Origin of the sequence: Asticcacaulis sp. AC466 (assembly GCF_000495815.1) — a bacterium.
In the GTDB taxonomy this organism is placed as follows: Bacteria; Pseudomonadota; Alphaproteobacteria; order Caulobacterales; family Caulobacteraceae; genus Asticcacaulis.
This window is the reverse complement of the sequence record NZ_AWGE01000013.1, coordinates 22289-35881: the sequence shown is the minus strand read 5'-3', so window position 1 is coordinate 35881 and position 13593 is coordinate 22289. Positions and strand designations below refer to the sequence as shown.

Genomic DNA, 13593 nt, shown 5'->3' with positions numbered 1-13593 from the left:
AATGCGCGCGATGATCGCTGCAACTGTGCTGGCCGGCACTTTGGCCTGTACGTCCTCCGCTTATGCCGAGGTTCAGTTCAAGGTCGAGGTGCCCGCCACGGCCGAAGCGCCGGTAAGCGGCCGTCTGCTGATCTTCGCCACCAAGGCCAAGCCCGGAGAGCCCGCGCCGACCGAGGTCGATACCTCCCCCTTCGAACCCACCGGGACGGCCATCGCCGCGCGTGAGATCAACACCGCCGCGCCCGGTCAGACGATCGTGGTCGATGCCGACACCGACGCCTTCCCCTCGGCCTTTTCCGATCTGCCGCCGGGTCAATACTACGTTCAGGCCGTGCTCGATCGCAATCACGACTATAATTACGGCGGACGCGGCGCGGGTGACCGCGTCTCGCCCGTGGTTTCGGCCAATCTGCCGGGTGACGCGCCGCTCCTGACCCTCAGCGACCTTGTGCCCGAACGCAGCGACGACGACGTGCTGAAACGGCTGCCCCCCGATCAGGCCCAGGCCGTGCGCGCCAGCCTGGCCGGCGTCCGTGCGATCGATTTCGTAAGCCCTGCCCTGTCGGCCTTCCGCGGCACGCCGACGCATATTCGCGGCTGGGTCGCCCTGCCGCCGGGCTACCCCAAGGCGGGCCAGACCTACCCGACGGTCTATACGACCAGCGGCTTCGGCGCGACCCTGGCCAGCCAGAAGTTCGCAGCCGCCCGCATGGCGGCCATGATGGCGTCCGGCGACATACCGCCGATGATCTGGGTCTTCCTCGACCAGAGCCTGCCGACCGGCGCACACGAATTTGCCGACTCGGTCAATAACGGCCCATGGGGAACAGCCCTGACCACGGAATTGATCCCGTGGATCGAAACCCAGTACGCAACGGATGCCAAACCGTCCTCACGCTTCCTGACCGGCCATTCGTCAGGCGGCTGGACCAGCCTGTGGCTGCAGGTGCGCTATCCGACCGTGTTCGGCGGCACATGGCCGACCTCACCCGACTCCAGCGACTTCTCCGACTTCACCAACGCCGATCTCTACCGGCCCGACGCCAATGTCTATACCGATGCGGACGGCAAGCCCGTGCCTCTGGTACGCGACCACGGCAAAGTACTGGCCACGTTCAAGGATTTCGCCCGGCTGGAACAGGCGCTCGGCGCCTATGGCGGTCAGATGGCGTCGTTCGACTGGGTGTTCTCGCCCAAGGGCGCGGATGGCAAGCCGGTCCCCATGTTCGACCGCGCCACGGGCAAGGTCGATCCGGCCGTCGCCGCCTACTGGCGTGCCCATTGGGACATCGCCCAGATCGTCGCCCGCGACTGGCCCCGCCTGAAGCCCGACCTCGACGGCAAGATTCATCTCTATGTCGGCACGGCGGACACCTTCTATCTTGATGGCGCCGCGCACAAGCTCAAGGCGGTGTTCGACGGTCTGGGCGCGCACGAAGACTTCACCTTCGTACCGGACAAGACCCATTTCGATCTCTATGCCAACGGCAATGACCGCACGGCCTTGCTGAAAACCATTGCCTGGCAGATGTATCTCACCGCCCGCCCAGACGCGAAACGCCCCTGACTTTGCAAAACCTGTGCTGTTCTTTTCAGGAAAAAAGCGCGTAACCGCAAGGGCCTGGAGTGCCGACCTGAGTCAATCGGACCGGAATAGGAAGGCGCCCCTGGCGTGAGCGCCGTCGATTTACAAGTCGCCCTCGGCAGATACGGAATTGCGCCAGCCGATGTGATTCACCGCGACCTCCAATCTCTGGCCCTCATAATCCGGCAGATCGCAAAGATCCTGGATATTGCGAGACAGGCGCTCATACACACGTTCGAAGGCCAGCTTCCGCTCGTCTATCGTATTCGCCGCGCCCGGATCGGGTATATCCCAATGGGCAACGCAATCGACACCCATCATCGGAAAACACATTTCCCCGACGGCGTTGTTGCACAGCGTAATGGCAAGGTCGATGTGGGGAACATCTTCGCCGACAAATGTCTGCCATGACTTGGAATGCAGGCCCTCAGTCGACACACCTTTTTGCGTCAGGAGTGCGAGTACCATAGGATTAACGGATGATTTCGGTTCCTCTCCGGCTGAAAACGCCTGAAAGTGATCGCTGGCAAGCTCTTTGGCCAATGCTTCGGCTAAAATCGATCTGCCGGCATTGGAGGAACACAGGAACAGCACAGATTTCATATGACCTACTCATCAGAGCTTTATGATGGCCTACGCCCATCACCTTCATATCATATTAAAACGCAACCTTCACCATATCCTGAGACGCTTAACATCTGACGCGGACAAACCCTACCCGTCGCCTATACTCGTTGTAAAAAGTCTGGTCCGCCTTTAGCGCCCGCTACGGCTTATCAGCCACGGCGGCCTGACATTCGTTGTCGCTGTCGCGGTCGCGCATTTGGGTGACCCAGACCGGTTCGATATAGCGTCCGCCGTCGCGGAAGCCTGGTGCGCACCCTTCGGGCGTATCGGAATTGGCGCGGCCACGGCCGGTCATGTCAAGCGACAGGCCAAACGATTGCGACGTGCCGCCGCGCTGGCCCATACGATAGCCGTCCCGGTATCCATGACGATAGCCGTCATAGCCATAGCCGCCATAACCGTAACCATCATAGCCGTATCCGTAATAGCCGCCGTTCTTGCCGTAATCGGTCTGGCTGACCGCTATGCCCAAAAGCCCGGTTTCACCGACCGGAATAACCGAGGTGACATAGGCGCTGCGGTATCCGCCCGTGCCGATGCTGACGCCCGCCGATCCGTGTATCTGGCTAAGGCCCGTCTTGTCGCCGCTCGGCTGCACGCGGGCGCCCGATGCATCGGCGGGCGCGGGACCGCTGCGGTCGATACGCGGCGCAGACGCCAGACGGGCAATGACCTGATCCTGTGTGCTGGCGGGCTTTGCGGTGCTTGCGGCCTTGGCATCGGCGTCCGCCTTGGCTTTCGCCACTTCGGCCGCTGTCGGCAACTTGGCCGGGGGCGTCGCGGCCACCACCACCTCATCGCCGGCCGCCATGGCTACGTCAAACGACGCACCGCCTAAAAAGGCCGTCACGGCAAACGCGAGCACAATACGGGATACAGACATGAACACACCTCCGACGCAGCACCCTGAACCGCATCTGCAACCAAATTATGGCCGGAATGTATCTTAGGAGCCCAATCTTAGGGGAGCAAGTCGCCTATCGCCCAAATCGCCTATCTCGCAGACCGGGCACTTTCGATAAGCCGCGTCACCTCGCCGCCCAGCCGCTCCGCCTGGGTCCCCAACGTCCCCGATGCATCGAGCACGAAGCGCGACGCGTTCGATGTTTCCTGCGCCGCCTGCGACACGCCGGTAATATTGCGCGTCACGTCACCCGCACCGGTCGCCACCTGCTGGATATTGACCGATATTTCCTGAGTCGCGCCGCTTTGTTCCCGCACCGATCCGGCTATGGCCGCGCATACCTGGCTGAGTGACGATATGATGCTGCTGATCTCATTGATCGCATCCACCGCTTCCGATGTCGATTTCTGAATACCGGCGATCTGAGCGCTGATCGTCTGGGTCGCGCGACTGGTTTCGTTGGCCAACGACTTGACTTCCGTGGCCACGACGGCAAAGCCCTTGCCCTGCTCGCCCGCTCGCGCCGCCTCGATGGTGGCGTTCAGCGCCAACAGATTGGTCTGACCGGCAATATTGTTGATGATATTGACCACTTCGCCGACATTCTGCGCCGCACCGGTCAGCTCCTGCATCCGCGACGACGTGCGCTCGGCGTTCTGGGTCGCCGTGCCGGCGATCTGCATCGCCTCGTTCACCTGACGCGAAATTTCCGAAATCGACGCCACCAGCTCTTCCGCCGCCGCCGCGACCGTCTGGGCGTTGACCGACGCTTCTTCCGAAGCTGCCGACACCGCCATCGATTGACTGCTTACCTGGGTCGATATGCTCGACAGCCCCGTCGCCGTTTCATTAAGCCCCTTCGCGCTGCCCGACACTTCAGCCAGAATCGACGACACCGAGCCTTCGAACCCGACGATCTGTTCGATGATCTGGTTGCGCTGACGCCGTCCGGCATCAAGGTAAACGGCAATGGCATAATCCATGTCCATCAATGTCGCCCGCGTCACCGCCTGCTGCAATCGAAGCATATCCTCGGTGCTCGATTTTCCGAACATCCCCTTGGGCGCGCGCCGCGCGATGCTGGCCAGCAACGAATTAAGCAGGAAGTTGTACCCGCCGATATACCACCGCGGCTCAAGCCCGATGCGGTTATGCACCTCGCCGATGGTCGTGACCGAAGCCACATAGGCGTCGTCGAAATGACCGGTCAGCAACACGCCCCAATGCTCAATCTGCTTCTGCTTGGCGTGGTCCATATGGCGGCGATCGCGGAAGAACTGGCGGGCCTCCTCGAACTGTTCGACATGATCATAAAAGCTGGTAAGCGCATCCGGCAGCAGACCGAGGATGTAGGTGCGATGCTCCCGTAAGGTCTGGCGGACATCGTCGCCGATAGCGTGAAACGCGCGGCGTTCAGATGCGGCATCCGTTTTTATTTGTGTCATGCGTATCTCCGGCGGGAACGTCAGGCCCATGCCCCGACCCATTTTTTGTGACAGAGTGCGTTTCTTTTGTAAATTTACTCTTAAACGCGAAATTTGGCCTATCGGCCTGTGTACATCGACCACTATAAGGCGAATAGCGTTAACAGATTTCTTGTGGTATCGTGCGACCATGCGCCACATAGTCAAAACGCCTCTGAGCCTTGTCCTGACCGTCTGCGGCCTGGTTATGGCGCCCGCCTGCGCGATTGCCGCGCCCCCCATTACTCTGCAAACCGGAACCGCCACCTATTCGGTCGATCCGGCCACCTTGCAAATCGATGCCCACCCGAATAACGAATCGGTGGTGGCCGTCATGCCGCCGCTGCATCCCGCCGAATCAGCCACGCCCGAACGCGATGGCGCGGGCTGGCGCTGGACCGATGCCGAAGGCCGCCTGATCACCCTGTCGACCGAAGGCGACGCCCTGCGCCTGACCTTAACCGTCACGGGCACGACCCGCCTCGTCTGGCCGCTGCCCGCCGCCACTGACGGCACCTGGCTGATCCCCGATGGCGAAGGCATGGCCTATGGCGCCGCCGATCCGTTCTGGCGCGCCGCCTATAAGACCCAGCGCTGCCTGGGCGGCACCACCCTCCTGTCCTTTCCGGCCTGGAGCTATCTCACCAAAACCCGCGCCGTCACCTATGCCCTGGGCGACGGCCTGGCCTCGAAACTGTGCGTGATCGACGCGGACGGCCTGCAAACGCGCCTCAGCCACGACTTTTCCGAAGGCGCCGGCACGCTGGAACTGCTGTTCGCCCTGGGCGCCCCCGAACCCCTGGCCCCGGCGCATTTTTTCCGCCAGTTGATGATCGACCGCCATCAGCACACCACCTTTGCGGACAAGGCCGTGCCCGACCTGCCCCGCCTGTTCGGGGCGCCTCAGGCCTATGTCTGGGGCGATGGACGCGACCTGGCCTTTCTCGATGACCTGAAAACGCTCGGCATCGACCGCATCGTCCTGAGCTACGACCAGAACCCGCGCGAAAACAAGACTGTGGTCGGCCCCGCCTACCTGAAACGCGCCGCCGCCATGGGCTATCTGGCCGGCCCCTACGATGCCTTCGACAACGGCCAGCCGCCGGCCACCGCCGATTCCCCCTCCGCCGTCTGGAGCGACGACCTCTATCCGTCCGGCTGCATCATAACCGCCGACGGCAAGCCAAAGGTCGGCTTCGCCAATCGCGGCTGTTATATGTCCAGCGAAGCCATCGCCCGCCACCCCGGCCCATCGGTCACCGGCGCGCGCTATGCCGGCCACATCGCCGACGGCGCAAATCAGGTCTTTATCGACGTGGACGCCTTCGGTGATTTCTTTGCCGATTTCAGCCCCGATCACCCCATGACCCAGGCCAAGGACCGCGCCAACCGCCTGACCCGCCTGAACCAGGGGATCGACACCTACCATCTGGTGATCGGCTCCGAAAACGTCACCGCCTGGAGCAGCGGCGTCGCCCACTATTCCCACGGCACCGCCCAAACCCATGCCTTGGCCATTTGGCCTCTGCTTAGCGATAAACGCTTCAATGGCTGGTGGCCCGGCGAACGCCCGCCCCTCTTCTTTACCCCCTTCACCCCGACCGCCGACGAAGCCCGCTCCCTGTTCGGTGCCGCTGACCGCCTACCCCTGTTCGAAGCCGTCTTCCACGACAGCGTGGTCGCGGCCGATCGCTGGGAATTTGGCCTGATGAAGGTCAAGGGCGAAGAACGCCGCCGCTTCGCCCGCGCCCTGCTCTACGGCACGCCCACCATGTGGAATCTCGACCGGCGCGAACTGGCGCGCGTCGGCCCGTGGCTCAAGGCGGCCCAGGATGACTTCCGCACCGCCCATGGCGTCGATACCCCCGTCGCTCTGACCGGCTTCGACTGGCTGACGCCCGACCGGCTCGTGCAACAAACCACCTACGCCGACGGCCGCGTCCTCACCGCCAATTTCGGCGACGCGCCGTGGCAAGGCCTGGCCTCGGACTGCGTGCGCGTGGCGCGACCGAAAACGCCACCCGTCGACCTCTGCCCGCCCGCCGATCCGCCCGCATTTAAGTAGTTCCCTTTTCCTCCACCCCTATCTATGGTTGCTGCGGGAAACAGGGGAAACAGCCCCCGGGGGAAACACCATGAAAACAGCCTTAGCCTGCGTCGCCCTGACGCTACTGTCCGCCCCGGCCTGGGCTGACGACGCTCCCGTCGGGCCACCGGTGGACCGCGCCGCCGCGCTGAGCCTGGGGCCGAAACTAACCGGCGAAATCGAGGCCGCCCTAAGCCGCCCGCTCACCGACCTGTACCGGGCGGCCGAAGGCGGCGCGGTACATGACAAATGGATCTATGCCCTGGCTTTGTCCGCCGACCGTCACACCCTCGATCCCCTGCCCGCCAATCAACGCGACCTGTACCTGAACTACAGCCAACGCGTCGACACAGCACGGACCGCCTATCAGAAAAAGCACAAGAAGGCCGACACCTCGACCATGCCCATGGACGCCTTCGTCACCCCGACCGACCAGGAGGTCTTCGCCGTCCGTCTCGTTGATCATATCAACAATCCGGCGGTCTGGCTGACGCCGGTGCGCGCCGCCCCGGCGGACGTGGCGCCCGAGGTCCTGACCCAAAGCCTGCGCTGCATCGACATCGTGAAATCACGCGTCGAAGGTGACGACATGATGGAACAGATCCTCGGTGCTGCGCTCACCACTGGTGACAAGGGCGGTGGGACATCGGCCAAGGACTTCACCAGCCTTACCGCGGCCCTGAAAGGCACGGAAAAATCCGACCTGGACCTTGATAACGAAGCCCTGTGCGGAGGCACGGAAGCCTTTGAACGCGACCTTGCCCTGATGAAAGCCATCTACACGCCGAAATTTCATATAACCGTGTCAAAGAAGAAATAGCCCGCAACGCACGCCCGAAACGCCTAATTGAAATCTTATGGCTGTCATGTGCTCCCTGCTGAAACAGCACGAGGTACGGATGCCGGCCATACGCCTTGAAACAGATATTGCAACGGCCAAGAGCAGCGGCAGATCCGTCGATGCCCTCGACATTCTGATCGCCCGCGTCGCCGCCGGTGAACGACCAGCCCTGACTGCGATTTATCACCTCATGGCGGGCAAGATGCTGGCACTTCTTCTGGACGTCACCCCGGACCGCGCCGCCGCCGAAGGCGTCATCACCGCAACATTCGTGGCGATATGGCGGCGGGCAGAAGACTTCCAGACCTTTCCGGGCACGGCCTCTGACTGGCTGTTTTCGATCCTGCGCGACGAAGCCGTCACCGCACTGGGATCGCTCGACGCCCTGTTGCCGGCGCACCCGCGGCTAAGGCACTGACATTCGCTTTCGACCGGCCCCGCGCTGACTATTCGCGAAAAATGCGATTAATATCACAACACACACCGCCGCATCCATTACGTACACTTTCGTCAACAGATTGATAAAGCTATCTTTTTATTTAATCAGGAATCACCTGGCACGTGACCGAAAAAGGACGTATACTGACGATTATACGCCATTGTGCATGGCTTGATTACCAAGAGGTTTTAAAAAATGAGCGACAAGAAAAAGAGCGAGCCCAAAGGCCTCAAGAAAGGCGCGAAGAAGGTTGCCGTCTATGATGCGCTCAAAGAGGGTGCAGCAAAGGGCCTGACCGGCGACGCCCTGTACGCCCATGTTCAGTCCGCCTGCCCTGAGGCAGGCAGCAAGATCATTGTCAAGGCAGCCTTCCTGACCCTGAGCGACCCCGAAATTAAGGATAGAGCCACTCTGGACGCCCTGTATGATCTGGCGATCAAACATCGTTTGGTGGAAGAGCCAATCTCTGAAAAGCCAATATCCGAAAAACCAGAGCCTGACCTTGCCTTGGCCAAGGTTTCGAAGCTTAAGGTTGCCCCGGCTAGGGATACCAAGGTTAAGACCGCCAAGGCTAAAACTGCCAAGGTTAAGATTGCCAAGGTTGAAGGCGCGGTGAAGAAGTCGGGTAAAAAAGCCGCGAAGTAAGCGCGCTTGCTTCAAGGCGGCGGGCGTCGCCTGACGCCCCCTGCTCGACTTAGGCGTTGCGATTGATGGCAACGAAAACGAGTCCGTGCCCCAGAAGCCCCGTGTGCTCTGCGATAAGATTGGGCAGTGGGTAGGCGATATATTTCTTGACCCACGTCAGAACCTGAATCAACACGTTGAGAAACGGCCCCTCGCCCACCCCCTTCCTAAGCCACTCGCGAAGTCCCAGCTTTATGACGACGCCATAGGGTGGCGGAAAACCAATATAGACCACCTCATAGCCAGCAGATTTCAGCGTGTCCGCCAGCGTCTTGCGCGTAAATTGATTGACATGTTCGGGCCAGGCCAGGGCGATGGAGTGCTTTCCCCGCACATATCGCGCCATACCATCATAGTTCGGGACGGACCCCGCCACAACGCCGTTGGGCGCCATATGCCCTCGCACCTCCGCCATGAAGTCGCCGGGGAACTTGATGTGCTCCAACACCTCAAACACGGTGAAGAGCTTCAAGTCATTCGGCATATCCTTCATGTCCATATCGCGAATATCGACGCCAAATATCTCCCGGCCCACCGCCTGTGCACTCGGATTGGTCTCTATGCCTGCGGCGTCGAACCCAAGCGCCTTTTGAGCGGCGACGGCGATGCCGACACCGGCGCCGAAATCGATGGAACGACCGGTCGTATCGGTAATCCCCGCGCGGGTCAAAAGCCCTTGTAACAGCGCACTTCGATCCGCGACCGCCCGATCGTAACTGGAGGCTTCGTTGCCGGCATTGTACAATTCGCGCGATTTATAATGGTCATGCAGGAACCTATCCGAAGGATAAGGGTGCATGGCGATAAAACCACACCGCCTGCATCTGGCGGTATGATAGGTCGGATCAATCAGCTCATACTCGATGTTCAGGTCTCGCGACTGGCACGACGGACAGGCAGCGTCATCTTTAGCCATTGTGAGCCTTCTTGCGAATCATCAGCCCACAATTGTCACCATAGGGCGACAATTCACAAGCCTTAGCTGAAAGCTGCAAACACCGGTGCGCGTGAACATACTATCGCCGTCTCGACACGGCTTTGAGCCTGGCTATCGCCTCTGAAACGTCATGATGAGAATAACGTCCACCAAAGTCTCGATTATCTTTGCCCACATGCTGAATACTCCTTCTGGCCCCAGTAGTCTTTCGACCCCAGTATTCTCGCCTTGCTGGGTTCGCTCAAACGAGTTAATGCATCTACTCGCATGACTTGAGGTTATGGATGAAGCGAGGACGACTGCCTTTAACCGCGTTACGGAGCTTTGAAGCCGCAGGCCGGCTACACAGCTTTACGGCGGCCGCGGACGAACTCTGCGTCTCCCAGGCAGCCATCAGCCGCCAGATCCGCGACCTCGAATCTGAATTGGGCCATGCCCTGTTTGAACGCCGACATAGAGCGGTTATCTTAACGGACCAAGGCGTTAAGCTCCTGTCCGTTCTGACCCCGTCGTTCGACAATATCGATGCGACCCTCAGGACGTTACGCAGCGACCGGGCATCACAGCTTGTGCGCATATCCGTGGAACCCTCGTTTGCGGCGTGCTGGCTTATTCCGCATTTGCCGGCGTTTCAGCGCGATCACCCTGACATCGATCTGGTTGTCGATTCAGACCCGCGGCTGGTTCAGTTTCGTGCTGAGGACGCCGACATCGCCATTCGCTACAGCCGCGCGCGGCACACCTGGCCACGCACAGAAAGCCGGCGGCTCGCCGACGTCGATATAATCCCGGTGATGACGCCCGCCTTGCGCGACCGCGATGGCCACACTTCCAATCCGGCCGACCTGCTCCGCTACGTTCTGCTCCATGAAGAAAACAGAGATGGCTGGGCGCAATGGTTCGGTTCGGCGGGCATGGACCTGCCCGCAACCACCCGTGGTCCCGTATTGCCCGATGGCGGCCTTGTGCTTCAGGCGGCTCTGCAGGGCCAGGGCATCGCGCTCATCGACCGAATACTCGTCGCCGATGAAATAGCGGCGGGGCGCCTGGTTCAGGCGTTCGACCTGTCCCTGCCCTACGGCGCTTACTTTATTGTGAGCCGCAATTTCAATCGCCTGAGCGAACCCACAAAACAGCTAACCCAATGGCTAAGTGATCGCGTCGGCCGGACGAAAATATAAGCCCTGCCGCTCGCCGCCCTGAATGTCTGCGGTCTGTATGATGACAAAGGGATGCGCTTTATTGATTGACGCGTCATGTGATAGACCTCAGGCGCTAGATTTTGCCACCGCTGCGATTTGGGAAAGGGGCCGCGCCTGTGCCGCTACACGTGAGGTCACACCCCGCCGGATTGCGCTACGCCCGCCTGGTGGGCCGGGCCGCGCTTAACAGCACCATCGTCCTCCTCGCCCTCTATTTCGGCCTGGCCCTCTTCTACTGGCTCGGCTGGCCCGTGTGGCTGCGTCAGGTAGGCGCGGTACTCTTTCCCGTCGCCATAGGCCTGCTCTGGTTCTTCCCTACCGACAGATTCTGGCCCAGACTCCGCCACCTTCACCGGCCCGCTGACCGCCTTTTGGCGCAACGCGGCGTAGCGGCCCTACTGCTCGGCGTCTTAGCCACCGCCTATATGACAAAAACGCCGGTCGAACAGGACTGGGTGCCGCTAATGGGCCGCCACGCCACGGCCACTATCGATGGCAACATCGTCACCCTATCCAACTACCGCGATGCCGTGCACCGCACGGGTCAGCCGTCAATCCCGGTGTGGACGACGGCGCGCTTCGACCTGTCGCAACTGGACGGGGCCGATCTCGTCATCCAACCCTTCGGCACATCAAAGGCCACGGCGCACATCCTTCTGTCGTTCCGCTTCGCAGACGGAAGCCACGTCGTCGTGTCGATGGAATCGCGTCAGGCCAAGGGCAAATCCTTTGACGCCATTGCGGGCTTCTTCCGCCACGACCAGCTCTATCCCGAACTGGCGACGGAACGCGACCTGTTCTGGGAACGCCTGTCGCGGACGCCGCCGGACAATCTTCAGATCTATCCGATCCGCCAAAGCCCGGAGACCTTACGCGCCTATTTCCGCCGCATCCTCGCCTTCGCCAACGACATCAGCACCCAGCCGAAATTCTACTCCACCCTGGACGAAAGCTGCATGACCGCCTTCATCAATCTGGCGCCGGAAAGCTTCGCCTCGGTGCCGGTCTATGATGTCCGCCGCTGGATACCTGGCTATTCGCTCAGCCTGTTTCAGCAACTGGGCCTGGTGGACAACAGCCTGCCCGCCGCGCAGCTCGAACGCCTGCGCACCCTGCGGCCGGGCCTGCGCCCGCCCTCCGAATTTCCGTCGGACGCCGCCTGGAGCGCCTACCTCCGCTCGGGAAAATAACCGGGCCGATGCCCAACATGAAGACTTCACAATCCTCAGCCGCCGTGCCTACATAGGGTTGCAGGGGGATGCGATGACAACGATCAAGGCATTATGCGCAACGCTGGCGGGACTGGCGGCCGGGATGGCGGGCGACGCGTTCGGCCAGACCCCGACCGTTCCCGAACCGGCGCCATGTACCGACTACTGCCGGTCTGCCGTCGATTTCACGCCGGAACAGGCCGCCAAACATCTTGGCGACCAAGCGCTGGCCTATTGGGTGGATGGCAACATCATCCGCATTGCGGCGCGCGGTTCGGGTGAGCCGCCCGGGCTATGCTGCACCTTCCAGGCGCAGATGGAGCGTCTCGACCACGATGCCACCGGCACCCTGTGGGGCGCCGCCTACCGGGTGCCGGGTATGGATCAAGCGATCATCTCCCTCATGCTGCCGGCTGTCGATGACTCGCCCCGCCTCACCTATCGCGGCCCACATGCACCCCCTGCCCCTGAGGCCGTGGACACCTTGCAGGGGCACATCACCGAAATCGCCTTCGACAGCGTCAACTTGAAAGCCAAGCGCGACCTCTTCATCTACACCCCGCCGGGCAAAATCCCCGCCGACGGCTACCCCGTCATATATATGGCGGATGGCGCAAGCGCGCAGCATTACGCGCAGTTACTGGAATATCTCATCCTAAAAGGCGCGATACGGCCTATCCTGCTCGTCGGCATAGCCTATGGCGCCGGCCCGCCACTGGTCGCGGGCGGCAAGGACCAGCGCAACCGCGAATATCTGCCCGGTAAAACCATGCAACTGCCCGAATACCTCGCTCACGAAGCCTTCGTGCGTGACGAGGTGATGCCGCTGGCGGAAACAACCTTTCATGCCAGCCACCGCCCTCAAGACCGGATGACGTTTGGCGTCTCAAGTGGCGCCAGTTGGGCCGTGAGTTTCGCCCTCCGCCACAGGGGCGTGTTCGGCCAGGCCGCCGGAGGGTCCATAGGTATGGGCCCCAGCTATTTCGATTTCAGCCACGCCGCGCCGCTTGATCTTTACGTAGAAGCGGGCCGGTTCGAAACGCCCTTCGTAAAAGCGACCGATGCCGTTTGCCGCGCCGCCAATGCCGCGTCGGTCAATTGCACCCTGACGACACTTTACGCCGGTCATGACTGGCAGGCATGGGACTATGCCTTTGTCGAAACTGTAAAACGCGTCTTCAAACCGTGACGTATCTATTGCGCCGTCCTTGAAATAAGCCCCAGCAGTTCATCCAGGTCGATCGGTTTGACCAGGTGATAATCGAAGCCCTCTTCGGCGGTTTTCTGGCGCCAGTCGCGGTCGCCCCATCCGGTCTGGGCGATGACAAGCGTATGGCGATGGGCCGGATTGGCGCGCAAACGGCGGCACGCCTCTACTCCGTCCATGACCGGCATCCCAAGGTCCATCAATACGATATCGGGATCGAAATCATCGGCTATTTTGACCGCTGCCCGGCCGTCGTGACAGGTGCGAACATCATAGCCGTACATTTCCATAGCCCAGGTCAGCGTCAGGGCCGACGGCTCATTGTCATCGACGACCAGAACACGGACAGGACCGTCATGAAAAACTGAAGCGTGAGGGGTCATGTTCATTCTGCACCTATTCGGCAG

13 protein-coding genes are annotated in these 13593 nt (G+C 61.2%); 8 read left to right on the top strand and 5 right to left on the bottom strand.

The features are described from left to right. Position 1: 1 nt before the first annotated feature. Complete coding sequence (locus AEAC466_RS35670) at positions 2–1567, top strand: alpha/beta hydrolase (RefSeq protein WP_023458667.1); 1566 nt, start codon at positions 2–4, stop codon at positions 1565–1567. Positions 1568–1687: 120 nt separating this feature from the next. On the opposite strand, the gene AEAC466_RS35665 is transcribed toward AEAC466_RS35670, so the two are convergent. The 3 genes from AEAC466_RS35665 to AEAC466_RS35655 form a co-directional block, all read right to left on the bottom strand. Beyond that, positions 1688–2188 (bottom strand): arsenate reductase ArsC, encoded by a 501-nt coding sequence (locus AEAC466_RS35665; RefSeq protein ID WP_023458666.1) that lies wholly within the window; start codon positions 2186–2188, stop codon positions 1688–1690. Positions 2189–2351: 163 nt separating this feature from the next. Next, positions 2352–3095, bottom strand: coding sequence for a hypothetical protein (locus tag AEAC466_RS35660; protein ID WP_023458665.1), 744 nt, complete (start codon positions 3093–3095; stop codon positions 2352–2354). 110 nt (positions 3096–3205) lie between these two features. Then, positions 3206–4561 (bottom strand): globin-coupled sensor protein, encoded by a 1356-nt coding sequence (locus tag AEAC466_RS35655; protein ID WP_031238971.1) that lies wholly within the window; start codon positions 4559–4561, stop codon positions 3206–3208. 169 nt (positions 4562–4730) lie between these two features. Here AEAC466_RS35655 and AEAC466_RS43795 point away from each other — a divergent pair, with 169 nt between their 5' ends. The 4 genes from AEAC466_RS43795 to AEAC466_RS0122510 all read left to right on the top strand — a co-directional run bounded on the left by AEAC466_RS43795 (position 4731) and on the right by AEAC466_RS0122510 (position 8590). Further along, positions 4731–6644, top strand: coding sequence for a glycoside hydrolase (locus AEAC466_RS43795; protein ID WP_023458663.1), 1914 nt, complete (start codon positions 4731–4733; stop codon positions 6642–6644). 70 nt (positions 6645–6714) lie between these two features. Then, positions 6715–7485, top strand: coding sequence for a hypothetical protein (locus tag AEAC466_RS35650; RefSeq protein ID WP_023458662.1), 771 nt, complete (start codon positions 6715–6717; stop codon positions 7483–7485). A gap of 79 nt (positions 7486–7564) precedes the next feature. Then, positions 7565–7924, top strand: coding sequence for a sigma factor (locus AEAC466_RS35645; RefSeq protein ID WP_023458661.1), 360 nt, complete (start codon positions 7565–7567; stop codon positions 7922–7924). A gap of 216 nt (positions 7925–8140) precedes the next feature. After that, the gene (locus AEAC466_RS0122510) at positions 8141–8590 is read left to right on the top strand and encodes a hypothetical protein (protein WP_023458660.1); all 450 of its coding nucleotides are present in this window, start codon (positions 8141–8143) and stop codon (positions 8588–8590) included. A gap of 49 nt (positions 8591–8639) precedes the next feature. On the opposite strand, the gene AEAC466_RS35640 is transcribed toward AEAC466_RS0122510, so the two are convergent. Further along, entirely contained in the window at positions 8640–9545 is a 906-nt protein-coding gene (locus tag AEAC466_RS35640) for a class I SAM-dependent methyltransferase (protein WP_023458659.1), read from the bottom strand. 305 nt (positions 9546–9850) lie between these two features. Between AEAC466_RS35640 and AEAC466_RS35635 the strand changes: the two genes are divergently transcribed. The 3 genes from AEAC466_RS35635 (at position 9851) to AEAC466_RS35625 (ending at position 13168) form a co-directional block, all read left to right on the top strand. Further along, on the top strand, positions 9851–10747 hold the full coding sequence (locus AEAC466_RS35635) for a LysR substrate-binding domain-containing protein (RefSeq protein ID WP_023458658.1): 897 nt from the start codon (positions 9851–9853) through the stop codon (positions 10745–10747). 137 nt (positions 10748–10884) lie between these two features. Then, positions 10885–11958: a lipoprotein N-acyltransferase Lnb domain-containing protein gene (locus AEAC466_RS35630; protein ID WP_200863966.1), complete on the top strand. Its 1074-nt coding sequence runs from the start codon at positions 10885–10887 to the stop codon at positions 11956–11958. 73 nt (positions 11959–12031) lie between these two features. Then, positions 12032–13168 carry an alpha/beta hydrolase gene (locus AEAC466_RS35625; protein WP_023458656.1) on the top strand — a complete coding sequence of 379 codons (1137 nt, stop codon included), beginning with the start codon at positions 12032–12034 and terminating at the stop codon, positions 13166–13168. A 5-nt stretch (positions 13169–13173) separates the two neighbouring features. Here the strand turns inward: AEAC466_RS35625 and AEAC466_RS35620 are convergent, their stop codons facing one another. Further along, positions 13174–13569: a response regulator gene (locus tag AEAC466_RS35620; RefSeq protein ID WP_023458655.1), complete on the bottom strand. Its 396-nt coding sequence runs from the start codon at positions 13567–13569 to the stop codon at positions 13174–13176. Positions 13570–13593: the final 24 nt, after the last annotated feature.